General features: G+C 41.9%; 23 protein-coding genes and 1 pseudogene. 14 read left to right on the top strand and 10 right to left on the bottom strand.

Annotation, left to right across the window (positions count from 1 at the left end):
• The first annotated feature begins 4 nt into the window (after window positions 1-4).
• The 6 genes from BN8899_RS03025 (at window position 5) to BN8899_RS03000 (ending at window position 5,226) form a co-directional block, all read left to right on the top strand.
• Entirely contained in the window at window positions 5-1,045 is a 1,041-nt protein-coding gene (locus tag BN8899_RS03025) for a DUF4097 family beta strand repeat-containing protein (protein WP_065218242.1), read from the top strand.
• Between the two features lies 1 nt (window position 1,046).
• The gene (locus tag BN8899_RS03020) at window positions 1,047-2,264 is read left to right on the top strand and encodes a M16 family metallopeptidase (protein WP_018338355.1); all 1,218 of its coding nucleotides are present in this window, start codon (window positions 1,047-1,049) and stop codon (window positions 2,262-2,264) included.
• Window positions 2,265-2,272: 8 nt separating this feature from the next.
• Window positions 2,273-2,920: an O-methyltransferase gene (locus tag BN8899_RS03015; protein WP_018338356.1), complete on the top strand. Its 648-nt coding sequence runs from the start codon at window positions 2,273-2,275 to the stop codon at window positions 2,918-2,920.
• A 170-nt stretch (window positions 2,921-3,090) separates the two neighbouring features.
• A complete protein-coding gene (locus tag BN8899_RS03010) occupies window positions 3,091-3,885 on the top strand; it encodes a thymidylate synthase (RefSeq protein ID WP_026207637.1) in 795 nt (264 codons plus the stop codon).
• A 91-nt stretch (window positions 3,886-3,976) separates the two neighbouring features.
• Window positions 3,977-4,465 carry a dihydrofolate reductase gene (locus BN8899_RS03005; protein WP_018338358.1) on the top strand — a complete coding sequence of 163 codons (489 nt, stop codon included), beginning with the start codon at window positions 3,977-3,979 and terminating at the stop codon, window positions 4,463-4,465.
• Complete coding sequence (locus tag BN8899_RS03000) at window positions 4,462-5,226, top strand: hypothetical protein (RefSeq protein ID WP_065218241.1); 765 nt, start codon at window positions 4,462-4,464, stop codon at window positions 5,224-5,226. The genes BN8899_RS03005 and BN8899_RS03000 overlap by 4 nt, the downstream gene beginning before the upstream one ends.
• A gap of 3 nt (window positions 5,227-5,229) precedes the next feature.
• Here BN8899_RS03000 and BN8899_RS02995 read toward each other — a convergent pair whose 3' ends face one another.
• The 3 genes from BN8899_RS02995 to BN8899_RS02985 all read right to left on the bottom strand — a co-directional run bounded on the left by BN8899_RS02995 (window position 5,230) and on the right by BN8899_RS02985 (window position 8,143).
• Complete coding sequence (locus tag BN8899_RS02995) at window positions 5,230-6,282, bottom strand: CDP-glycerol glycerophosphotransferase family protein (RefSeq protein WP_065218240.1); 1,053 nt, start codon at window positions 6,280-6,282, stop codon at window positions 5,230-5,232.
• Entirely contained in the window at window positions 6,282-7,016 is a 735-nt protein-coding gene (locus BN8899_RS02990; RefSeq protein ID WP_065218239.1) for a phosphocholine cytidylyltransferase family protein, read from the bottom strand. The genes BN8899_RS02995 and BN8899_RS02990 overlap by 1 nt, the downstream gene beginning before the upstream one ends.
• 71 nt (window positions 7,017-7,087) lie before the next feature.
• Window positions 7,088-8,143 (bottom strand): pyridoxal phosphate-dependent aminotransferase, encoded by a 1,056-nt coding sequence (locus BN8899_RS02985; protein ID WP_065218238.1) that lies wholly within the window; start codon window positions 8,141-8,143, stop codon window positions 7,088-7,090.
• Window positions 8,144-8,547: 404 nt separating this feature from the next.
• On the opposite strand from BN8899_RS02985, the gene BN8899_RS02980 reads away from it, so the two are divergent.
• The 4 genes from BN8899_RS02980 to BN8899_RS02965 are packed head-to-tail and all read left to right on the top strand — an operon-like array spanning window position 8,548 to window position 11,683.
• Entirely contained in the window at window positions 8,548-9,168 is a 621-nt protein-coding gene (locus tag BN8899_RS02980) for a DUF4254 domain-containing protein (protein ID WP_026207638.1), read from the top strand.
• The gene (locus tag BN8899_RS02975; protein ID WP_065218237.1) at window positions 9,159-10,214 is read left to right on the top strand and encodes a glycosyltransferase family 9 protein; all 1,056 of its coding nucleotides are present in this window, start codon (window positions 9,159-9,161) and stop codon (window positions 10,212-10,214) included. The genes BN8899_RS02980 and BN8899_RS02975 overlap by 10 nt, the downstream gene beginning before the upstream one ends.
• Before the next feature lie 57 nt (window positions 10,215-10,271).
• Window positions 10,272-10,691, top strand: a complete 420-nt coding sequence (locus BN8899_RS02970; protein ID WP_065218236.1) for an FAD synthase family protein — start codon at window positions 10,272-10,274, stop codon at window positions 10,689-10,691.
• Complete coding sequence (locus BN8899_RS02965; protein WP_065218235.1) at window positions 10,691-11,683, top strand: iron-containing alcohol dehydrogenase; 993 nt, start codon at window positions 10,691-10,693, stop codon at window positions 11,681-11,683. The genes BN8899_RS02970 and BN8899_RS02965 overlap by 1 nt, the downstream gene beginning before the upstream one ends.
• On the opposite strand, the gene BN8899_RS02960 is transcribed toward BN8899_RS02965, so the two are convergent.
• Complete coding sequence (locus tag BN8899_RS02960) at window positions 11,673-12,749, bottom strand: CDP-glycerol glycerophosphotransferase family protein (protein WP_065218234.1); 1,077 nt, start codon at window positions 12,747-12,749, stop codon at window positions 11,673-11,675. The genes BN8899_RS02965 and BN8899_RS02960 overlap by 11 nt on opposite strands.
• Before the next feature lie 249 nt (window positions 12,750-12,998).
• Between BN8899_RS02960 and BN8899_RS02955 the strand changes: the two genes are divergently transcribed.
• From BN8899_RS02955 to BN8899_RS02945, 3 genes are all read left to right on the top strand, one after another.
• A complete protein-coding gene (locus tag BN8899_RS02955; protein ID WP_065218233.1) occupies window positions 12,999-13,811 on the top strand; it encodes a glycosyltransferase family 2 protein in 813 nt (270 codons plus the stop codon).
• A 41-nt stretch (window positions 13,812-13,852) separates the two neighbouring features.
• Window positions 13,853-14,722: an SP_1767 family glycosyltransferase gene (locus BN8899_RS02950; RefSeq protein ID WP_187376733.1), complete on the top strand. Its 870-nt coding sequence runs from the start codon at window positions 13,853-13,855 to the stop codon at window positions 14,720-14,722.
• A 103-nt stretch (window positions 14,723-14,825) separates the two neighbouring features.
• Window positions 14,826-16,136, top strand: a complete 1,311-nt coding sequence (locus BN8899_RS02945) for an O-antigen ligase family protein (protein ID WP_065218231.1) — start codon at window positions 14,826-14,828, stop codon at window positions 16,134-16,136.
• Window positions 16,137-16,194: 58 nt separating this feature from the next.
• Here BN8899_RS02945 and BN8899_RS20320 read toward each other — a convergent pair.
• A pseudogene (locus BN8899_RS20320) lies at window positions 16,195-16,393 on the bottom strand (KilA-N domain-containing protein); the annotation flags it as partial.
• 193 nt (window positions 16,394-16,586) lie between these two features.
• On the opposite strand from BN8899_RS20320, the gene BN8899_RS02940 reads away from it, so the two are divergent.
• A complete protein-coding gene (locus tag BN8899_RS02940) occupies window positions 16,587-17,888 on the top strand; it encodes an O-antigen ligase family protein (RefSeq protein ID WP_231932250.1) in 1,302 nt (433 codons plus the stop codon).
• Here BN8899_RS02940 and BN8899_RS02935 read toward each other — a convergent pair.
• The 5 genes from BN8899_RS02935 to BN8899_RS02915 form a co-directional block, all read right to left on the bottom strand.
• Window positions 17,881-19,308 (bottom strand): capsule assembly Wzi family protein, encoded by a 1,428-nt coding sequence (locus tag BN8899_RS02935; protein ID WP_231932249.1) that lies wholly within the window; start codon window positions 19,306-19,308, stop codon window positions 17,881-17,883. The two genes, BN8899_RS02940 and BN8899_RS02935, sit on opposite strands and share 8 nt — an antisense overlap.
• Window positions 19,309-19,360: 52 nt before the next feature.
• Complete coding sequence (gene ispD, locus BN8899_RS02930) at window positions 19,361-20,053, bottom strand: 2-C-methyl-D-erythritol 4-phosphate cytidylyltransferase (protein WP_065218228.1); 693 nt, start codon at window positions 20,051-20,053, stop codon at window positions 19,361-19,363.
• A 42-nt stretch (window positions 20,054-20,095) separates the two neighbouring features.
• Window positions 20,096-22,309 carry a GH92 family glycosyl hydrolase gene (locus BN8899_RS02925; protein WP_065218227.1) on the bottom strand — a complete coding sequence of 738 codons (2,214 nt, stop codon included), beginning with the start codon at window positions 22,307-22,309 and terminating at the stop codon, window positions 20,096-20,098.
• Between the two features lie 11 nt (window positions 22,310-22,320).
• Window positions 22,321-23,274 carry an ROK family protein gene (locus BN8899_RS02920; protein ID WP_018338375.1) on the bottom strand — a complete coding sequence of 318 codons (954 nt, stop codon included), beginning with the start codon at window positions 23,272-23,274 and terminating at the stop codon, window positions 22,321-22,323.
• A 273-nt stretch (window positions 23,275-23,547) separates the two neighbouring features.
• The gene (locus BN8899_RS02915; protein WP_065218226.1) at window positions 23,548-24,255 is read right to left on the bottom strand and encodes a tRNA1(Val) (adenine(37)-N6)-methyltransferase; all 708 of its coding nucleotides are present in this window, start codon (window positions 24,253-24,255) and stop codon (window positions 23,548-23,550) included.
• Window positions 24,256-24,281 lie beyond the last annotated feature (26 nt).

The raw sequence follows: 24,281 nt of genomic DNA, 5'->3' as shown, positions 1-24,281 counted from the left end.
TGAGATGAAAAGAATAATATTGATCACGATAGCAGTTTTGTTTGCCCTAAACCTGTGGGCGGAAGAAGGTACCAAGGAATTCAAGCAAAGTTTTCCGGCGGCTTCCTTTAATGAATTGATCGTATCTAACCGGTATGGAAATATTGACGTGCGGCAGGAGGGAGAGGAGTTTGCCATTACTGCTACAGTGTGGGTGGAAGCAAAGAATAAAGCCAAAGTGGATGAAATACTTGAATATATCGCTATAACAGCTAAAGAACGAGGTTCGGCGTTGAACGTGGAGTCCGTATTTAAAAAGGATATGAGCTTGAAGCAAACTTTTTCCGGGGTTACGGTTAGCGTGGATTACCATATAAAAGTTCCCGTGGGGAAGAAAGTACGTCTGTTGAGTACAGATGGTGGTGTTTCTATGACGGATTTCACGGGAGATTTGAGTGTCGAGATCGTGTCCGGGAATTTCAAGGCAAACACAGTGTTAGGGGGTGAATTTTCGATGAAGCAGTCCAAGGGGGAGTTTGACGTGGAGAAAGTAGCCGTGTTTAATGGCGAATTCAAGTCATGCAAGGTGAAGATCGGTGAGGGTACGGATATGAAATTGGATTGTAATTCTACCAGCCTGCAATTGATGGAGGCGGATAACCTCACGTTAAAAACTTCCGGGGGAACTTGCTACTTGGGGATGATTGAGAATTTGACCGGGAATTCTTTTTACACGAAATACGAGGTGCAGGATGTCGGGGACAGGTTGTGGATGGATATGCGCTGGGGGGAATTGAACGTGCGGAATGTAAACATCTCGTTCTCATCGGTGGAAGTGAAGGGTTCCTCTACAAAAGTCGGTCTGACTTTCATGGAAGGATGCGGGTACGCTCTCGAGATCAACCGGAATAAAAATATGAAAGTGGAATTGCCACAAGGAGTAACCTTGGAAGCGAAGCCTACTACCAACAAGAATGCCGTGTTGGAGACGGGTTTTGTCGGGGATAAGAAATATTCGGGGAAAGTGAATTTGAATTTGTCGGGAGGAAGCCTTTTTATTCAATAAAATGTATCAAACACACATATTTCCGAATGGATTGCGCTTGATCCATAATTATGTTCCGAATAAAGCTGCTTATTGCGGCTTGATTGTCAACGTGGGGAGTCGGGATGAACAGGCGGGGGAGTTTGGCATGGCTCATTTCATTGAGCACGTGATATTCAAGGGAACCGAGAAGCGAAAAGCCTATCATATATTGAGTCGCCTGGAGGACGTGGGGGGTGAATTGAATGCCTACACGACGAAGGAAGACACGTGCGTGTACGCCACGTTTATGGCAAAAGATTACGAGCGGGCGTTGGAGTTATTCGCTGACATCGTGTTTCATTCCGTATTCCCGGAGAAAGAGATCGAGAAGGAGAAAGATGTCGTGTTGGACGAGATCAACTCGTACAAGGATAATCCCGGGGAATTGATTTTTGATGATTTTGAGGAATTGGTTTACTCGGGATATCCGATTGGACGGAATATCCTGGGAGATGAGGCTTCCGTGGGGCAAATATCACGGGGAATGGTACTTGACTTCGTGAGACGGAATTATTTCCCGAATCGCATGGTCATCAGTTCCGTGGGGGATATTGCTTTTGATAAGTTGGTCAGACTGGTGGAGAAATATTTTTCCGGTTACGCGAGCGGGACTCCTTTGCAGACCCGTATTAAGCCGGAAATCTATACGCCTCGTTTCGTGGAGATAGATAAGGACACGTACCAAAGTCATTGTATCATAGGAAATATCGCTTATGATTACACGCAGGATAACCGGCTGGCTTTGTCGCTGCTGATAAATTTGTTAGGTGGGGCGGGTATGAATACCCGTTTGAACCTGAATATTCGGGAGCGTTACGGGCTGGCTTATAATATAGAGGCTTCCTATACGCCTTACTCGGACACGGGGATTTCCATGATTTATTTCGGGTGTGATTCGGAGCATACGGATTTATGTTTGAGTTTGTGCAAGAAGGAGATGAGAGCTTTATACGAGGAGAAGTTGGGACCCGTGCAATTGAAACGGGCGAAGGCTCAGATGGTTGGTCAACTGGCGATCTCTTCCGAGAATTACGAGAACCTGATGTTGTCTATCGGGAAGAGTTTCTTGATTTACGACAAGGTGGATAGTTTGGAAGATATTTACGCCCAAGTGGATGAGATTACTCCGGAGCTATTATTGAAGGTGGCAAAGGATGTGTTTGATTTGGAGCAACAATCGATATTATTATACAAATAGGAGGTAGTATGCTGGAGTTAAATCCGGAATTGGAGCAATATATATTGATGCACAGCGAGCCGGAAAGCGAGGTGTTGGCAGAACTTTCTCGAGCGACTCATTTGCAAGTGTTGCGTCCGAGAATGTTGTCGGGAAACCTGCAAGGGCAATTCTTGAAAATGATATGCCAGATGATCGGAGCTCGAAGGGTTTTGGAAATCGGGACGTATACGGGGTACGCGGCAATATCTATGGCATCCGGTTTGGCGGAAGGAGGCGTGGTGCATACGATTGATGTGAATGACGAATTGGAGGATTTTACCCGGGGATTTATAGAGAAAAGCGGTTTAGAGGAACATATCGTGTTTCATGTTGGGGATGCTTGCGAGATTATCCCCCGTTTGGATGAAGTGTTTGATCTGGTGTTTATCGATGCGGATAAAAGGGAGTATTCTAAATATTATCATTTAGTGTTTGATAAGGTACGAGCGGGAGGAATGATTATTGCCGACGACGTGTTGTGGGATGGTAAAGTAGCAGATCCTAACGTGAAGCTGGATGCCCAGACCCAAGGAATTTTGGAATTCAATGATATGGTGCAAGCCGATTCCCGCGTGGAAAATGTATTGCTTCCCGTGCGGCATGGTCTGATGATGATAAGGAAAGTTAAAACCTAAAAGTGATTTCCAGTTGAAAAGCATAAAACCTCAAAATAAGATCAGGCTTGTCCAATGGAAATCTAAAATCTAAAGTCTAAAATCTAAAATTAAACGCTATCTTTGTTCAATCATTTGGTTGAATCTTGGGAATCACATTTTCAATTTTCAATTTTCAATTTTCAATTATTATGAAGCAGTATTTAGATTTATTGGATAGAATATTGAAAGAAGGAACGGTAAAGGAAGATCGCACGGGTACCGGTACGATGAACGTGTTCGGGCATCAGATGCGTTTTAACCTGGAAGAGGGCTTTCCTTTGCTGACCACGAAAAAATTGCACCTAAAGTCTATTATATACGAGTTGTTGTGGTTTTTGCAGGGCGACACGAACGTGAAGTATTTGCAAGATCATGGTGTGAGAATTTGGAATGAATGGGCTGATGAGAATGGGGATTTGGGGCATATCTATGGTTATCAATGGCGTTCGTGGCCAAAGGCTGACGGTACTTTCTTGGATCAGATTACGCAAGTGGTGGAGGGAATCAAGCATTCTCCCGATTCCCGACGACTGATCGTGAGTGCTTGGAATGCCGGGGACATCGAGAATATGGCATTGCCGCCTTGTCATGCGTTATTTCAATTCTACGTGGCAAACGGTAAACTGTCCTGCCAGCTTTATCAACGGAGTGCCGATACTTTCCTCGGGGTTCCTTTCAACATTGCTTCCTATGCTTTGTTGACCTTGATGATGGCTCAGGTGTGTGGTTTGAAGCCTGGAGAATTCGTGCATACCTTAGGCGATACCCATATTTATCTGAATCATATCGAACAGGTAAAACTGCAATTGACCCGTGAGCCTCGACGTTTACCCCGTATGATAATCAATCCGGAGGTGAAAAGTATCTTTGATTTTAAGTACGAGGATTTCGAATTGCAGGATTACGACCCGCACCCGCATATAAAGGGGGCAATATCTGTTTAATTGAAAATGCAGAATTGAACATGAAATTAATTACGGCATAAGCGAGAGCTTGTGTGGAGAAATCTAAAATCACAAAATCTAAAATTGAAACATGGTTTTATCAATTATAGTAGCAGCGGCGGAGAATAATGTTATTGGACGGGACAATGGTTTGGTATGGAGGTTGTCTGCTGATTTGAAACGTTTTAAAGCGTTGACGACAGGACATACGATTTTGATGGGGCGTAAGACCTACGAGTCCGTGGGAAAAGCATTACCTAACCGGAGAAATATCGTGATCTCTCGGAATCCGGTTTATAAGGCAGAGGGATGTGAGGTTGTTCGTGGTGTGGAGGAAGCGTTGGAGTTGACGAAGGGGGAAGATGAGGTATTCGTGACCGGGGGCGGAACGATCTACAAGGAGTTGTGGGATAAAGCCGATAGATTGTATCTTACCGTTGTGCATCAGGAATGCGAGGGAGATACAGTGATTCCTCCCGTTGATCCGAAGAAATGGAAAGAGGTGCTTCGGGAAGAACATCAGGCGGACGAGAAAAATGAATGTGATTACACGTTTATCAATTACGAACGGATAAAATGATAGATTACCGGATTAACCCGAAATATAAGTCGCTGGAAAACGCAATCTTGGATATTCCCCACCGATTTGAAGAGGAGGGGAAAGTAATCGAGGATAATCGGAACGTGATTAAAATATTGGATGTGGAAGGATTGCGTGTGAACGTGAAATCTTTCAAGAAACCAAACGTGGTGAACCAATTCGCTTACGCGTACATCCGGAAAGGCAAAGCTTTACGGTCTTTCGAGTATGCTAATTTATTCCGAGAGAAGGGCATCGGAACGCCTGAACCTGTGGCTTATATTGTGTTTAGGAACGTATGGGGTGTAACCCGGAGTTATTATATTTCACAGCAAGTTGATTACGATTATTTATTTCGGGATTTGAGGGAGAAGCGTCCTGCCGATTTGGAGTTCATATTGCGGGAATTTACTCGCTTCACGCATTATTTCCATTCACAATCCATCTATTTCGTAGACCATTCCCCGGGCAATACATTGATAAAGCGAACAGAGAAGGGGGTCGAATTTAGCCTAGTTGATTTAAACCGAGTAAAATTCATATCGATACCGCCATTGGTCGGGTTGAAAAATTTCTATCGGTTAAACGCTACGGACGACATGATTGATATTATTGCGGATGAATACGCCCGGTTGACGAATTCGGATTCTGCGGAAATGACTCGCTTGCTAAAAGAGTGGACGCATGACCATGACGAACGGGTACGCCGCCGTAAGGAAAAGAAGAAAAAGTCAAAAAAGTATTTATTGAGGTCACTCTAAATTTTACTTCTTGTTGATCTTTCCGAATTTCTTGATACTCGTGTATTTACGCCAAAGGTTTACTTTCCGTTTTGCGGGTACTCCGTGACGTGCGATATAATCCCTGGCAGCGTCCAGCATCCGATGGGCAACTTTACCGTCAAGATAAGGATCGTAATTGTCGATAATCCATTTCCGTTGAGCGATGTATTCTTCATCGTGTTGTGCTTTTTCAAATGCCTCGGGTAGTTCCTCTGGGTTTTGTATGTCAAGCCAATAGATGTCTTTGGCGATGGTCTTGTAAGTGATAACCGGTTTGTCTAGTAACAGGAACTCGTAGACGGTGGAGGAAGTATCGCTGATCATCACATCAGCCATAATTTGATATTTCGTGATGTTGTGGTCTTCTATCCAAAGTATATTGTCGTGTTGTGCCGCCAATTCTTTGTATTCCTGCATCCACTCGACTTTCGTCAAGGGATGGAATTTCAGAATGAATAGTACATCTTTTTCTTTTGCCAGTTTTACCAGTCCTTCTTTGATGAAGGGCAGGGAGGTAAGGGAAGGCGAAAAGGTGGGGGCATACAGTACGAGTTTGCTTTTACCATGTTTCTCTAGTAGCGCTTTTTTTTCCGCATTGAAAGTATGTAGATTGTTGTAAATCCAATCTTGGCGAGGCCAACCTGTTTCTACAACTTCAAAATCCTTGTATTTTTGAGCTAGGGCTTTAAATCCTTTCGTGAACAATGGACCTTGAGTGAAATAGGTGTCAAAGTATCGACGGATCACCCAATGGTCTTTCTTTTCAGTCGCGTAACCGTGGAATATCTGTATTTTCACTCCCGGCAAATAATAGGGGACAATGTTACAAGGGACAAAGATTGCCTCTGGAGAAAAATCATAGATATCTTGAATGCTGTTTGTCCATTTTACTTCATCCTTTAGCGGAAATTTCGGAATATTTTGTTCTCGGACATACCATAAGATCGTGTGTCCGCCTTCTTTATTTGCCTCTTCTTCTATCGGTTGTAGAATGTTAATGGCGTATTTCTGTTCACAAAATAGTACGATTCGCATTATTGTAAATGTTTAGGTATTCTATTGATAGCATCTTGAAAATCTTCCACGGTATCAAGTTCCATGGAAAAATAATTGCTCGTGTCCACGGGGTAAAAATAGTGTCCTTGAGAAATCAGGCGTTCAAAAGCGAGTTCGTAAAACACGTTATCCAACCCCTCGCGCAGGATCATTTGCCCCAATTCATCGTAAAGTGCAGACAGGTATGCGTTTGATATCTTCTCGATTCCGATAGATTCACCGATCGCTTTGTCAATGGAACAAGTCTTGCTGATCTCTGTGATTTGGTTTTTCTCGTTCACGATGACTTTAATTTCTTCCTCTCCTAACTTGTGACCGTCCAAAGCCAGGCAATTGCTGTACGGGGCATCTTGCAGGATTTTGATCATGAGAGGATCGAACAGAATGTCACTATCCAAAAGAATGAGTTCTTTTTCGTGTAATACCTCTGGTTTTGCCAACCACAACGAGTAAATGTTGTTCGTGGATGCGTAAACTTCGTTATATATGAATTTCACGGAAAGGTTTGGATAAGTCGTGTGGACGAAATCTTCGATCATTTCTTTCAGATAGCCCGTGACAATCACGATTTCGTCTATCCCGTTTATTAACAGACCATCAATGGTTCTTTCCAGTAGGGAACGATTACCTATTTTTAACAGGCATTTTGGGTGGTCATTCGTGAGGGGACGTAGACGGGAGGCGATTCCTGCGGCAAGGATAACAGCTTTCATATGTCGATTTTAGATTTGGCTTTTAACTTGATCGGTTCCGCCTTTATATAAAAAGACGGAACCGGAAAGTTCTATTTAAAATTTTGCGCAACTTCTTTGATCGTGTCAATGACTAGTCGATTTTGCTTCTGTGTACCCAAGGTGATACGCATATGCGTGTTGATGTCTTCTTCGTTCATGAATTTGACGATTAATCCCTTGGCTTTAAGAGCTTCTTGAAGTTTGGCTTTCATGGCAATCGGGTATTTTACCAGGATGAAGTTGGCATCCGATTTATATACTTTAAACCCGTCGAGTCCACCCAATTCTTTCATGTACAGTTCTCTATCCTGTGCCATCAGGTCGGCTATGTTTTGGTAATATTCATTCGCTTTGAACACGGCAATCCCGATTTCTTCCGTAATCCGGTTGTAACCGAGGTATTTTGTGCTATAATTCAGGAATGCAGATAAATCGGCACCCATGAATGCGAATCCAAGACGTAAGCCCGGTAACCCGTAAAATTTGGATAACGTGCGGATGATTAGGAGATTCGGGAATTCTTCGATTAAGGGTTTGATGTAACTGGTATCTTTGTTCGCGAATGAAGCGTAAGCCTCGTCGATAACGATAACAGTTTCCCTGGGAATGAAAGAGAGAATCTCGTGCAATTCCTCTTTTGTCAGAGAGTTACCTGTCGGATTGTTGGGGGATGCCATAAGCACCATTTCCGGTTTCTCTTTTTCTACCGATTCACGAATACTTTGGATGTTATATTTGAAACTATTCCCCTCTTCGAACAGAGGATAGAAGAGGGTTCTCCCGTTTACTTCGTCGGCGATGGATTTGTAATACCACCACGAGAATTTGGGGATAAGTAATGTTTTCTGTTTTGCGCCTCCTGCCAAAAAGCAGTGAACAACTTGTTTTAGAATGTCCTCTCCCCCGTAACCTAAGATTACTTGTTTCTCCGGAATGCCGTACAATTCAGATATATAATCGGATAATATACTTTTTTTACCCTCATCGTAGATCCGGGTGTAGAAACATAATTTGTTAGGATCAAAGTTTTTAAGAACTTCGCCGATCTCCGGTGCAGGACCATAGTTATACTCGTTACGGTCTAGGTATGCAACTCTTTTTTCCATCGTTTTTTTGTATCTCTTTTTATTACAAATTATTCGTTCTAATGGCTTATTGCCTTTTTGTCAGTATTCTCATTTTTAATGTTTTATGAAAATGGCTGTTTGTTACATCTTGTATCTTTACCTGATATCAATAAAGGATCGTTTATTGATATCGGCATAATGATCTCTCTGCGCTGGTGTATAAAGGCAACCATTCCTTTAAAATCTTTTCGCAAAGGTAAAAAATATATTCTGTTTACGATTGTATATCAGTAAATATTCCTTTCTTCCTCGGATACGTTTCTTGGTTTGATCGGAGATGTTTTTTGAAAATAGCTTATTTTCGTTTTTATCGTGAATGGAGTGAAAATTGGAATACTTTTTGTTATATTTGTAAATATAACAAGCAATTGAGAACGGGACACATGTTATTTGCAGAATTGAGTTATCAAATTTTTGAGAAGGCGACAGCGTGTTATCACGTGACGGATAACACGGAGGTTGAGGCTGAAAATCCATATGAATATGGATCGATTGAATATTATCTGTTTCAAAAGAACTGGATAGATGCTGTTCAGTGGCACTTGGAGGATATTGTACGTGACCCGGACATTGAGCCTGGGTATGCTTTACAAATCAAACGCCGGATAGACGAATCGAACCAGTGGCGCACGGATGTGGTTGAGTTGATAGATGATTATTTCTGGGATAGATTCAAGGAGGTGAAGATATTGCCTCATGCCACGATAAACACGGAGAGTCCGGCTTGGGCATTAGACCGGTTGTCAATTTTGTGCTTGAAGATATATCACATGGAGCAGGAAGTGAGGCGAGTGAATGTTACCCAAGAGCACGTGAGGAAATGTGAAATGAAGTTGTACGTTTTATTGGAACAGAAACATGATTTGATCGTTGCCATTAATCAGTTTTTAGAGGATATTGAGGCGGGAAGAAAATACATGAGAGTCTATAAGCAGATGAAAATGTATAATGATCCGAACTTGAATCCGGTTTTATATAGAAAGGAAAAATTAGGATGCCAGTAAAAAAGGTTTTAGTGATTCGTTTTCGTCGAGTAGGGGATGCCGTGTTGTCTGTCGTGATTTGCAGTACGATTCGAAAGAGTTTTCCTGACGCGGAGATTCACTATGTCGTGAATGAATCTATTGAACCTTTGTTCCGGGATCACCCAGATATCGATCGGGTAATTACGTTTTCTGACCGGGAGAATAATCATTTTTTTACTTACTTGGTGAAAGTGTATCGATTGATGCGCAAGGAACGCTATGATGTGATTGTTGATACGCGTTCGACTCTGAAGACATTATGGTTTAGTATTTTTTCCTTGGGCACGAAATACCGTATTGGTACCCGAAAATACTACAATCTTTTCTTTCATAATTATCGGCTTAGGAATCAGCAATATGAGGAATTGGACGAGGTTTCCCGTAATTTATTGTTGGTAAAACCCCTGGAACGGGAGGGACAGATCGTGTACGAGACTGATTTCAAACTTCAGGTGACTGATGAGGAGAGGGATGGTTTTAGAAGATACATGGTTGAACGAGGGATCGATTTCTCTCGGTTGGTAGTGTTGTGTACTCCTTTTACCCGTGTGGTTGATAAGAAGTGGGACATTCTAAAAATGAAAGAAGTGTTGTCCCGCTTGGTATGGAAGTATAATGCGCAATTGATCTTTAATTATTCAAAGGAAGAAAAAGCTGAAGCATTAGCCTTGTATGACGAGATGGAGGGAGACAAACATATTTTCGTGAATGTGGAAGCTGATTCGTTGCGGAAGTTAGTTGCAATGCTCTCTCTGTCAGATTTCTTTTTCGGAAACGAGGGTGGTCCCCGTCATATGGCACAGGCTTGCGGGATTCCCGGCTTGGCGATATACCCGCCTTGGGTGAACAAGCAAAAGTGGTTGCCTTCTCGTGATGAACGTTATCAAGGTATAAGCCCGTTGGATTTTATTCCCGAGGCGGAAAGAGGAATGTTGTTGGATGGGGAAATGTTTGATCGCCTTACCGTGGAGCAGGTGTGGGATCGGCTGGACGGGATGTTGAGAAAAATCAAGAAGAGTACGTAGATACCGTATTATTCATTATCTTTGGTGCCGTAATTTGTGGTATCTAAAATGAATTGTATGAAGAATGTATACGTGATAGGAGTTTTTGACCTATTTCATTTCGGTCACGTTGAGTTGTTACGACGCGCAAGAGCATTGGGCGACCGTTTGATCGTTGCGATCAATGGGGATGATATGGTGGCTTCTTATAAACGCCGACCTTTTTTATCCGAACAAGACCGCCTGGAAGTCGTGAAAGCGTGTCGTTACGTGGATGACGCTTTTATTATTCGAGAATACGATAATAAAGAATATATCAAGAAATACGGGATTAATGTTATTGTGCACGGTGATGATTGGAGCGGAGAGGGATATTTGAAACAAATCCGGGTGACGCCTGAGTTTTTGGAGGAACATCATGTAGAGATGGTGTATTTGCCTTACACGAAAGGGATTAGTACGTCGGAATTGGTTGAAAAGATAAGAAGCACGAAATAATGTATTCCAAAATTATAAATGTACCGATTGTCCTTGAGATAGGAGAAAATATATTCATCCATATGGATGAAATATTACGGCGCAATCATATTTTTTTCAAGGAGAAAATTCTGGTCACTTCACCGGAGTTGAAAGAACTTTACAAGCAACAGGTGGATTTATTGTCATTTGATGACATCCTGCTTATTCAAGGTGGTTCTTACGAAGAGGCGCATGAAGTCATGGGAAATATCACGAATAAGGATGCGCTTTTAGTCGCTTTCGGGGGTGGAAGCGTTATTGATGCCGTGAAGATGATTTCGAATGATTTGAATTTGAGTTATATTACAGCTCCCTCCACGTTGTCGAATGATGCGATTTATTCTCCCATTGCACGTCTTGTGCAAAAGGGGAAAAAGCAGAGTTTCGGGGTGAAAGCTCCGTTGGGGATAATTGCGGATATCGAGATTATAAGAAGGTCACCCCGAAAATTATTATTGGCAGGAGTGGGAGACTTGGTTTCTAATGCCAGTGCCGTGAAAGATTGGAAACTGGCGAACGTGGAGAATGGAGAACATATCAATAATTTTGCTTTAACATTGGCTGCTTTGAGTGGCAATTCCGTGATGTCGTACTCGATAGATGATATCAGTACGGATCGTTTTATTGGTGATCTAGCGAATGGGTTAGTAATTTCTGGATTGGCGATGGTGTTGGCAAATAGTTCCCGTCCGGCGAGTGGGGCGGAACATTTAATCAGCCATGCGATAGATGATCTTTACCCGACTCGGACGACCTTGCACGGGTTACAGGTTGCATGGGGACATTTATTGTTGGAACGGGATTATCGTCAGGATCATGATGATTTTGAGAAACTACGAACGTTTTTTGACCGTATGAAGATTATCGAGGAAATGGAACATGATATTCATTTCTCGAGTGACGAGATTGCTCGAATTACAGATCGGGCAAAGACAATCCGGGACAGATACACGATTTTATCTAAATTTTAGCTAGTTCCAGTAGTTTGTTCACGATTCTTTCGGATACTTTCCCGTCTACTTCACCAACGACGTAACGGGATAATTCTTCCCGTTTGGTCTTGTTTTTGTCTGGGTTAGCTAGATTTTCACGAGCATATTGTACCATTTCTTTGTAGTTTTTCGGGGTATCGCCAACTTCCCACAGATAAAACTTTGAGATGTCTAACCGTTTGCGTACTTTGTGCGGAAATAGCCTGTCTATGGGGCGATAGTGTAGGAACATATTGATGATAGCGGGTTTGCCGACTCCGGAGAATTCAAACACGGCGCTTGACATATCGGAGATTAACAGGTCTGCAGCATGAAGAAACGGGAGAATATTGGTTTCGTTGAAATTTGCCAGGTAAACATTGGGTGCACCAGCCCATGACTGAAGGCGGAGCAAGTCTTTTCGATATTTTTTACGCAGGAAAAGATGTGAATGAGGTTTCAATATAATATTACAATCGGCAAAGTCTTCTGCGAACTTTTTCCCCATTTTTAACACTGAAGACGGGTAAAAGGTCGGAGCGTAAAGTATTGTTTTTTTGTTGATATCCAGATGACGTTCCAGAAGGAATTTTTTCCGGTCATCATCCGTTAGTTTAAAGTAATTATCCAGTTTGGAATAACCGGATGCGTAGAAGATGTGCTTTTTCTCGGGATAAAGTTCACATAGGTATTCTTCTAAGAATTTGCCATCCAGAAAACGTATGTCCACTTCATTCAAGCCGGGTTCTATGTTCATAGTCTTACCTCCCCATACACCATGATTGATAAATGCTGATTTGTTGAATTGCGTGTGTATATGACGGGGGGTATTGCCGAAGACGAGTACGTTGCAAAAACAATCTTCTTCCTCAAGGCAATACGTGAAGTTATTTTGCTTACAATAGTTGATGGATTCTTCCCTTTGATTTATTTCGTCACGATCTCTTGTTTTCGGGATAATCACTACATAAGGAATTTCCCGTTTGATAAGTTCTCTGATGACAGGTTCGAATTGTGGAGAGTAGTATAACTTTTCGAGATAGAAGCCGATCGTGTAGTTTTTCATACGTAAGTTTTTGTTGTGCTCTGTTTGCGTCGTTAGCTGATTAAACGATCGTTTAATGCGTTACAAATATATATTATTTTTACGTCATGTCAGCCTTTTGTATGATATTTTTTACGTGCTAATAATTAGATGTTTAGGTTTTTTGTCGGGAAATTCAGAATATTTCATATGTTAATATCATTAAACGATCGTTTATTGATCGGTTGAGAAATGGCTAAAAACATACTGTATAGTTAATTCAAGTTATCAATGTTACAAACATCACTTATTATATCCACTTATAATAGACCTGCAGCTCTTGCGTTATGCTTGGAGAGTATAAAGAGGCAGAAACAACTTCCTGCTGAAGTTATTATTGGTGATGATGGCTCAAAAGATGATACAAAAATTTTGATCGAAAGCTTTCAGAAAGATTTTCCGGTTCCGCTGTTGCATATTTGGCAGGAAGATGACGGATTTCGTGTGGCTAAAATCCGTAATAAATGTATAGCCGTGGCTAAGTATGAGTATATTATCCAAATCGATGGAGATATGGTTTTACATCCCTATTTTGTAATGGATCATATTTCGTGTGCTCGAGAAGGATATTATATAAAAGGGGGACGGGTAAATCTCACGCAAGCAGAAACAGAGCGATTGTGTCGGAACGGCACATATCGTTCGTTGGGATTTTTCACCTTGGGTGTAACCCGGAGGGAAAATTCTATTCATTGTCTATGGCTTGCGAAATATCTTGCCCCACGTCGTAAAACTCGTCCGGGATTGGGGTGTAATACTTCTTTCTGGAAAAAAGACGTGTTGCAAATAAACGGGTATGATGAATATTATGTCGGCTGGGGAGGGGAAGATTATGATTTTAGCATCCGTCTATTGAATATTGGTTGTAAAAAATTAGCCTTGAAGTTTGCGGCTATCGGTTTTCATTTGTGGCATGAGGATAAATTCATGCAAAATAGAGATAAAAATTTCAAATATTATTTTGAAAAGATGGCAGAAAAGGCAACGTGGTGTGAGAGTGGAATAGATCAATATTTAAAAGATGAGAAGTCGGAGGATGTGTGATGAGCAATATTTTCTATTACTTGGAATTAAGTTTTCGTCTTTTGAAGTATCGACGACGTTTCCGAAAAAAGCAGGAAGCGTTAAGTTTTATTCCCGATATTAGGTCAACGGATGAAACTTTGGACAAAATACTTCGGGAGCATTGTTCAGTCAGTCGGTATGGAGATGGAGAGTTTAACCTTATACGTGGTAAAGGAAATGGTTTCTGTCATTACAATGTTTCTTTGTCGGAAAGATTGCAAGAAGTACTGACAGTAGAACTACCGAATCATATTGTAGGTTTGCCTTATGCTCTCGTTTCACAAGAAAATTTGAACTTACGTACAAAAGTTTTTTGGCTCGCCCATTTTACAAAGGCATATGATGTTTTTGCCCTTTATGTAAAACCTGGGCGGGTGTATTATGATGCCTCGTTTACACGATTTTATTTCATGTACAAGAATAAGGATGGATGTAACGGTTATCTGGAAAAAATCAAACGTATATGGTCGGGGCAGGATGTGCTCCTGATAGAGGGGGTGTATAGCCGTTTGGGGGTAAATAATGATCTTTTTGACCATGTGTGTTCAATGCAACGTATTTTGTGTCCTGCGATAGATGCGTACGAAAAATACGATGATATTATGAATGCGGCGGTAAAATACGGGGACAAAAAATTGATCCTTATAGCATTGGGACAGACAGCAACTGTGTTGAGTTATGATTTGGCGAAGTTAGGTTATTGGGCAATCGATATTGGGCACGTTGACATTGAATATGAGTGGTTTTTGCGTAAAGCAAAGGATAAGATACAAATTGAAGGGAAATATGTCAATGAAGCCAAGAAGAATGAAATATCCCATCGAAAAAGGCTTCAAAATGATAATTATGAGAGATCAATAGTAGAGCGTATACCAGCTTCTTTATGTTAATATCTATATATCGTGTTCTTTATGTTATACGTGTTTACTATTTTTTATTGTTTAGATGCTATAAGATAGATATATACTATATTTGAAACGGAAAATGCATATTATGAGTTGGATGGTGAAGTTTCAGGGGTATTTTTTTCTTTCTGTCGCTTTCCTTTTGGGAAGTGTCGTCCCGTTGTATGGTAATGTCTTTAATTTTCTTTTATTGGCGTTTCTCCTGTTGTTGTGCTGGAAGAATGCGAAGCAGGTATGGGCGAATATCATGTCGGAACGGCTGTATATAGGGGTTAGTGTGGTATTTTTGCTTTACTTTTCATTGCATACAGTGATTGTTTTGCTAAAAGGGAATCCCATGGCTAAGTTTAGTTATGGGATGTTTGAAGTATTGGCACTTAATTTTGTTTTAGTCCCGATTTTTGTCGTGATGTGGAAGGATTGGCTGACACCGGAGCTGCTAAAACGGTTCCTTTTCTATTTTTGCGCGGGGGGGGTGCTATTGAATCTGTATATTCTCTTGATGATGACGGGTACCCGCCTGTTTACCGCTCCAGGTGAGGTTTTGGGGATGCTGTATGATGGCCGGTTTGGGGAAAATCGATTTGTTTTGGGAGGCAGGTATTGGTTAGATATTCAAGCGATGCTTCTGGCAATATCTGCATTGATTGCCTATTTCCTGACAATCGTGGAAAAGCGATGGAATAAAAGGATATGTGCCCTTTGCATGTTCTGGATGTTCGTGCTATTCCTTTCTTTTACAGTCACCAAGTCGGCTATATTCGGTTTCTTGCTCGGTTTCCTGGTTATGAATATATGTTTATTCAAGAAGTTTTCTTTCTGGCGGCGTGTTTGTGTTTTTGGGGGTGCTTTGTCGGTTGTATTGGCTTTTGTGTTGCTTTTGGATTTGGAAAAATACGAGGAACGGATAGAGGAGATGGAGGTCGAGATACGGAATGTGCGGGAGGGGCAATTCGTGGGAGGAACTTTGGCTCCGAGATTGGCATATATAAAAGAGAGTTTTAAGCATTTGGACGAGTTTTCATTATGGGGATTGGGAGTCACGACGAAACATCGGCTTAAAGCGTGGTTTGAGACGCCGGATTGGAATCTGGAACCATTTACTAATATGCATAACGCTTTCTTTCAATATTGGATAACAGGAGGAATTGTCGGGTTGGGAACGGTACTTTTTGTGTTTTTTGCGTCGGTTTACAGAATGATCAAGAGAAAGAGATTTTCGTCCCTGATACTTGCTATATTATGTGTGTTCTTCGTCGTGAGTAATTCGAGTGCTACTCTATCGTTGGCAAATTCACGAGCTTTGATGTTGATATTTTTTGCGATGTTTTATTTTTACGGGGATATATTTTCCCGGTTGGAAAATGATCTCTCCCGTGATAAGCCCTCTTCTATTTAAGCTATTTCCCTTTTCTACTGAACTTGACCATGAATCAGAGATTGTCTTCCCGCTATTGCTTTGCTGTCATGTCGAATATTGCCACGTTCAACCCGTCGGTTTCGTTGGCGTAGATAATACTTGCCTGCGCCGAAATGACTTCTGCCGGAACAAGGTTGTGCTTGATGGCATTGGTGTGTATATAGCTTAAAAGGCACACTGATAGCAGAACCGAATTCAAATGCGATATCTTTATGTGCAAATGTTCCTCCGTAACGCCTTTTGTTCCACAACGACATTTAGATGCGCTTGGTACAAAAGTGCAGGATTATGAATAATTGCCTATGTGCCAAGAAATTTAATTGTATAACGGCTTCTATAATTCATACGTGTTTAATATTTTTGGCGTTCAGATGCTATAAGATAGATATATCTTGTATATTTGTATGCCAAATGTATATTATGAGCTGGATGGTGAAGTTTCAGAGCTATTTTTTTCTTTCTGTTGCTTTCCTGTTGGGAAGTGTTGCCCCGTTGTATGGTAATGTCTTCAATTTCCTTTTATTGATATTTGTTCTGTTATTGTGGTGGAAGAATGGAAAGCAGGTATGGACGAATTTAATGTCAGAACGATTGTACATTGGGGTTAACGTGGCATTCTTACTTTACTTTTCATTGCATACGATTATCGTTTTACTAAAGGGGAATCCTATCGCTAAGCCTAGTTACGGAACGTTTGAAGCTTTAGCTCTTAATTTTGTTTTGGTCCCTATTTTTGTTGTGACATGGAAAGATTGGTTGACGCCGGCTTTGGTGAAGCGTTTCCTTTTTTATTTTTGCGTGGGGTCTTTATTGTTGAATCTGTATATTCTTCTCATGATAACGGGTACCCGTTTGTTTACAGCCCCGGGCGAGGCTTTGGGAATGTTGTATGATAATCGGTTCGGGGAAAATAGGATTGTCTTGGGAAGTAAATATTGGTTGGAGGTTCAAGCTATGCTTTTGGCAGTATCTGCGTTAATAACTTATTTCCTAATAATCATAGAAAAGCGATGGAATAGAAAGATATGCGTCATCTGTATGTTTTGGATGTTCGTGTTATTCCTTTCTTTCACGGTTACTAAATCAGCTATATTCGGCTTTTTACTTGGTTTTTTAGTCATGAATATATATTTGTTCAAAAAGTTTTCCTTTTGGCGGCGTGTTTGGGTTTTTGGAGGAACTTTGTTGGTTGTATTGACTTTTGTATTGCTTTCGGATTTGAAAAAGTATGAGGAGCGGATAGAGGAGATGGAAATAGAGATGCGGAATGTTCGGGATGGTCAATTCGTGGGTGGAACTTTGGCTCCAAGATTAGCATTTATAAAAGAAAGCTTCAAGCATTTAGACGAGTTTTCATTATGGGGATTGGGAGTCATGACGAAACATCGGATTAAAGCGTGGTACGAGGCGTCTGATCTAAATATTGCGCAATTCAATAACGTGAATAACGCTTTTCTTCAATATTGGATTACAGGAGGAATTGTCGGATTGTCGGTTATCCTCTTTGTGTTTTTTGTGTCGATTTATCGAATGATCAAGAGAAAGAAATTTTCGTTCTTGATACTTGCTATAATATGTGTATTCCTGGTTGTGAGTAATTCATGTGTTACTCTATCGTGGGCAAATTCACGAGCTTTGATGTTGATATTTTTTGCGATGTTTTATTTTTACGGGAATATATTTTTTCAATTGGAAAATGATCTCTCCCGTGATAAGCCTTCTTCTATTTAAGCAATTTCCCTTTTCGGCTGAGTTTGACAGTGAATCCGAAATTGTCCTTGAAAAGTTTTCCTAAATCCCCATAAATACCTGTTTCTACCGAGAATGGTAAGTTGTGGAAGGGAAGGGTTACCTCTAAAGCTCCGGAGAATTGGTCTTTATTGAATTTATCCTTATACGTTCCGTAGTTTTTGGAATACGAGAGCATTAGCTTGTAAGGAGTGGTTTTCCATGCCATACCTTTTATTCCGATATGGTGGGCGATGACCCGGTTGTTGATAATTCTAATCAGATTACCGCTTAAACCGGGAGTCATGAACGGGCTACCGATGACTTGCCCGTATAGCGTCCAGCCATTGGCATATTCTCCGTTATTGAAATAGTTGTCACATCCCCCGAGTACTTTTCTGCCATAAAAATGACTATTCGGGTCTTGTTTTGCAATTTCATCCGGTGTTGCTGGGCGATCATGCTGGGAACCGGATTGATATTTCGTGTAATAAAACTCGTATATTACATCAGAAATCCATTGTTCGGGGTTCTTTGAGCCATAATAAAAGCAATATGTGCCATCCGGGAAGGAACGGAAGTCTGTGCCTGAGCCGTCTTCAAAAGGAATATCGTGATAGAATGATAAGATGTAATTGTCTGCTAAATAATTAATTCTTAGATGTTCCCTCCCCAAGTGATTCCCTAAGGCATTGATCGAGTCGCTAACAGTAGATCCCGCACCTCCTCCTTCGGCGAAAATAATCCGAGAGTAATCACTGAAAGAACCCGGTTGTTTGCCCAAAGTAGGATGTTTACCAGCCCATTGTGCCCAATGTTCAAGTCCGGCAATGATTTCCAGGCGATGATGAGGCTTGATTTTCACGTAGAGAGATTTATTGTGCAGGCGGATGTCTTTCATGTAACTATCGTCAATCATCATGTAATCAGCCCAATTGAATCTGAAGGCGATAATTCCTTTGGTCAAGGGCACTTTAATAAATTCACTTCTCAAGTTATACCCGGGGAATGTCCGGGAGTTACCTGATCGGACGAAATCTCCATTGGTGGAGGAAACGCCGTTATATTGCTCTTCCGGGTGAATCATACCAAGGTCAAGACGAAGATTGCGCCAACGGGCACTGGCGAAAAGTTGGTCTAAGATGATCTTGTTTCCCGGGCGGGATAAATACCCTCCGGCAGATATCCCATATGCGAATTGAATCTTATGTTTGTTCGTGAAATCGGAATATAGCCCCAGTTCGAGGAGAGTACCGTTCCCGTTTGGCATGAGTCCATGCCGATTGCTTACAGCCCAAAAGGGTAATGTCTTTTGTGTGGAAACGAATCCCGATAATGATGCGTTATATACAATATCTCGTTTTTGTCCTTGCCCTGATAAAGAAAACAAGATTACAAGAATGCCTACAAATAAAATTCTCATGGCGCCGATCTAATACACGTCTATACTTCTTCAGCGACAAATGTATCTTTTTCTAACTTAAAAGACGTCGTTCTATGATGGAAATATCTTCTTTGTAAGTTAATTTAACATTAGAAGGCGACCCTTCGATGATTTTGATCACCGTGTCCGGTAAATAGCGTTTTACCACTCCACAGTCGTCCGTGCTGAAGAAATGGGGGTCTGTTAATGCTTGATTATAAGCTTCGCGTAATGTTTCCACTAGAAAACCTTGTGGGGTTTGTACCTGAAATAGGGTAGAGCGATCGGGAATCTTGTTCACGAATTGACCGGATGTATCACTTTGCAGAATCGTATCGGTGGAAGGAATGGCTGTTGTACAAGCCGGATAATGATCGAGCGCTTCGATTGTGTCGTCGATCATGTGCTGGGTGACGAATAACCGGACTGCGTCATGGATGATAAATTTGCATTTTTCGTTCGGGTAGGCGTTTAAAGCAGCCAAAGTAGAGTGGTAGCGTTCTTTTCCGCCGGGAATAATCATTTTTACCTTGTGGAAACCTTCGGCCGTGACGATTTCCCGTGTTTCATTCAAGTAATCTTTATGGACGACAATAACGATTTCGTCGATATGCTCGTTTTCCTCGAATGTTGTCAACGTGTGAGCCAATACCGTTTTCCCGGCAATAATAATAAATTGCTTTGGTAGTTCGCTGCCTAAGCGACGTCCGGAACCTCCGGCTAGAATTACCCCAATGTTCTTCATAACAATTGAAAATTGAAAGTTGAAAATTGAAAATGCAGATGCTCAATTTTCAATTTCTTCTTGTGTACTTAATTCAAATTCGAGTTCTCCGCCATTCATGATTTCGTCATGGGTGATCCATGTACGATCTAGGGATTCTCCATTCAATAATACTTTTTTCACGTAAATATATTGATCGTTTTCCCGGTTGGCTTTTATCACGAAACGGCGGTCTTGTCCAAGTTTGATAATTACTTTTTCAAACATCGGAGTTCCTAACTGATATTTGCCGTCACAGGGATTGACCGGGTAGAATCCTAATGCGGAAAAGACGTACCATGCAGACATTTGCCCGCAATCCTCGTTGCCGCATAGCCCGTCCGGACGATCCGTGTAGAGTTCCCGGCGGATTTTATCCACGTAATATTGCGTTTTGTAAGGTTTGTCCGTGTGGTTAAATAAATAAGCCACATGATGAGAAGGTTCGTTTCCGTGGGCATATTGTCCGATCAATCCACTGATGTCGGGAGAGGCATTACTGCCTTCTATGACAGAAGGAAGTGTGAACAGGCTATCCAATTTGAGTGCAAAGTTTTCCTTTCCCCCGTGCAAAGCGATGAGCCCTTCAATGTCATGGGGTACAAACCACGAGTATTGCCAAGCGTTTCCTTCCGTGTAATCATCATCCCGGTGTGTGGAAGAGAAAGGAGAGAAGGGGGTTCTCCAACTGCCGTCGGCTAATTTGCCTCGCATGAGTCCGGTCGAGGGATCAAACACATTCTTGTAGTTTTTGGATGATTCCATGAAATAAAGGTAGTCGTCTTCTTTGCCCAAAGCTTTTGCCATTTGCGCGATACACCAGTCATCGTATGCGAATTCAAGGGTTTTGGATACCGATTCTTTTTCCAAGTCACAAGGTATATAATTGTATTCCCGGAAAACTCCCAACCCGTGTCCCTTGGAAAGAGAAGTTTCCTTCATCGCCTCGTAAGCTTTTTCAACGTCATATCCCCGTATGCCTTTCAAGTAAGCTTCCGTGATGACCGGAATGGCGTGGTTGCCGATCATGCAATGGCTCTCGTTACCCATTAATTCCCAGTTCGGCAATAACCCGTAGGCCTCGTAATGCCGGATAAACGAGTTAACCATATCATTTACCCTGTTTTTTTGCGTGATGGTGAATAACGGATGCGAAGCTCTGAACGTATCCCACAGCGAGAATACGGTATATTGGTTTTCTTTGCCTACACTATGGATTTCCCCGTCCGGACCTTTGTAATTCCCGTGTGCGTCCGAGAACAGGTAGGGGGCAAGGTAAGCGTGGTAAAGGGCAGTATAAAATGTTCGTGTTTGTTCTTTTGTTCCGCCTTCAACTTTGATTCGAGATAAAGCCCGTTTCCATTGTTGTTTGGCTTCCCGGCGCACTTTGTCAAAACTCCAGTGAGGAAGTTCCCGGTCCAGATTAGCTGCAGCTCCCTCGCAATTGGCAGAGGATATACCGACTTTTACCAATACTTTGTTGGTTACAGTTCCGAAATCTATCCACGCGTATCCTTTGTCGGAAACGATTTTCTGCCCGTTCTTCAGTAGTTGCAAGGAATCGCTACCCGCCCAAACATCAACGTCCTGCGAAAATTCCATGAAGAAATAGACGTTATGCTCTCTCGCCCAACCGGTGGATTTACGGTACCCTTGTATCGTGCGGTTATTTATTTTCTTGATGGAGGTCATCACTGTCCGATCCCAATTTCTAGCCGTGGTTAAATCCAAGGTCACCCCGTAAACGGAATTTGCCGGGTATTGGTAAGCGTGCATACCGCAACGGGCAGTGACAGACAATTCAGTCTTTATGCCATTATCGAAGGTCACACTATAAAATCCTGGTTCCGCGATCTCGTTAGCATGGGAGAACTTGGCGTACCCGGACGTGATAAAGTCGATGGCACTTTCTCCTGGTTGCGGTCTACCCGTGACCGGCAGAAGACGAATATCCTGCAGGTCCCCGATTCCGGTACCGCTCAGGTGTGAATGTGAAAACGAAGAAATAATGCTATCACTGTAATGATAGCCGGAACACCACTCCCAACCGCTACGTGGGTTATCCGGACCGAGTTGGATGCCTCCGAATGGTATGGCGGCTCCCGGGAAGCAATGCCCTTGCCCGGCAGTTCCAACAAATGGATCAACGTAGTCCGTAACTCGAGTTTCTTTTTCTTTTCGGCAGGACGTGAACGTCCCGATAGAACAGAGCAGGAGTATAAGGAGTCGTGTTTTCATGATGTTTATTTCTAAGCGTTTAATTCATTCCATACAAGCGCGGATGCCCCGAATATAGCGGCATTCGTGGGAAGGGACGAGCGTAATATTTTTACTTTTTGTTTGAATACGTACAACATATTGGCTTCCATTTGTTCCTGTGTGGTTTTGAAAAGCCATTCTCCGGCATTTGCAACCCCTCCTTGCAGGAATATAGCTTCTGGGCTGATAATGGCAACCAGGTTTGCCAGTGCTTTGCCCAATTGTTCACCGGTAATCTTGAAAGCTTCGAGTGCGATGGGGTCTCCTTTTTGAGCTGCATCATATACTTTCTTTGCCGTGATTTCCGTGTAGGGAATATCTCTTAAAGCACTCGGTGTATTTTCAAGGGCGAGCAATTCGCAAGCCGTGCGTTTGATTCCGGTTGCCGAAGCGTAAGTTTCGAGGCATCCCCGGCGACCGCAATTGCAGTATCTGTCGCCTCCGCACACGAGCGTGTGCCCGACTTCTCCAGCCAGTCCATCGTGTCCGTAAACAAGTTTTCCATTTACCACAATACCGCTACCTAATCCGGTTCCCAGTGTAATAATCACGAAATCTTTCATCCCTTTTGCCCCGCCATATATCATTTCCCCGATTGCTGCAGCTTTTGCGTCATTAGTGATAAAGGAAGGTACGCCAAATTGTTTTACTAGCAATTCGACCATAGGAATAGTACCTTTCCACTTCAAATTAGCTGCATTTTCAATGGTTCCGTTGAAATAATTTCCATTAGGGGCGCCGACGCCGATGCCAATCAATTTGACCTCCAGTTTGGATAGTTCTTTATTTACCGTTTTGTGTAAATCCAGGACAAAATCTTGAGGGGTATTATACGCTGTTGTGGGTAAAGAGCCGTCTGCCAGGCAATTCCCATTTTTATCGATGATTCCGAATGCGATATTGGTGCCGCCAATATCTATTCCTAAAGAGACAGTGGTTTGCATAAATAATATATAAATTTGACAACAACATGATTTGCATCCTAAAATGCGGTTAAAGGTAATAAAAAAATAAGAGACCGATGGGGCGATCTCTTATTTAATTACTAACTACTAACCTAAACATACAAACTTATGAAAAAAAACTGTGTCTTCTATCTGTTTTCTACATTACAAAGATAGGGCGTATTCCATGATTTAATAGTTAATAGATCGTTAATCTTTTGTGTATATAGATTTAAATCTGGCAAACAAAATGTAATAAATGCCCTCCCGGATTTATAGTTTCAAATAGAAATCTTTTGTTAATTGAGCGTAGGTTTCGTGGTAAAAATGACGTTCTATTTCGAGTATAATAGTTTTATTTTCAGTCGGTTTCTGCTTTCTTGAAATTTCCAGTAATTTGCGTTTCGGAGGTTTGTTCGGGGTCGGATGAATTGTTGTAAATTTGTTAACAAACCATTTACGAGGTTGGGCTAATGTTATAAAATGCTCCGTCTCGGGAACCGGCAGAATAACACAAAGTTTTCCTTCCGGGGTCAATAATTTTTCTGCGACGTTTAAAATATCCTCGTGAGAGAGAGTTTCGCAATGGCGTGCGAGTGCCCTGTTTAATTCCGGATTTTTGGTGGAGTTGATAAAGAAAGGCGGGTTACACGTGATAACGTCGTACAGGTAAGTCGGTTTGAAATCCTGTACCCTTCCTTGGAAAAGTCGGATACGTTCTTTCCACGGGCAGTTTTGCACGTTTACTTTCGCCTGTTCGCAAGCAACTGGGTCAATTTCTACGGCATCTATTTGTATCGTCGAATTGCGTTGTGCCGCCATGATGGCTATCAGCCCTGTACCTGTTCCAATGTCAAGTAAACGATGCGCTGCCGTCAGATCTGCCCATGCACCCAAAAGAACACCGTCTGTACCTACTTTCATGGCACATTTATCCTGACGGATCATAAACTTTTTGAATTGGAAATAATCGTTTGCCATGGCTGTCTATAAAGTTCGTGAAGTCT

The organism is Butyricimonas sp. Marseille-P2440 (assembly GCF_900091675.1).
GTDB lineage: Bacteria > Bacteroidota > Bacteroidia > Bacteroidales > Marinifilaceae > Butyricimonas > Butyricimonas synergistica.
The sequence above is the reverse complement of the archived record's forward strand: the minus strand, read 5'-3'. Positions and strand labels throughout refer to the sequence as shown.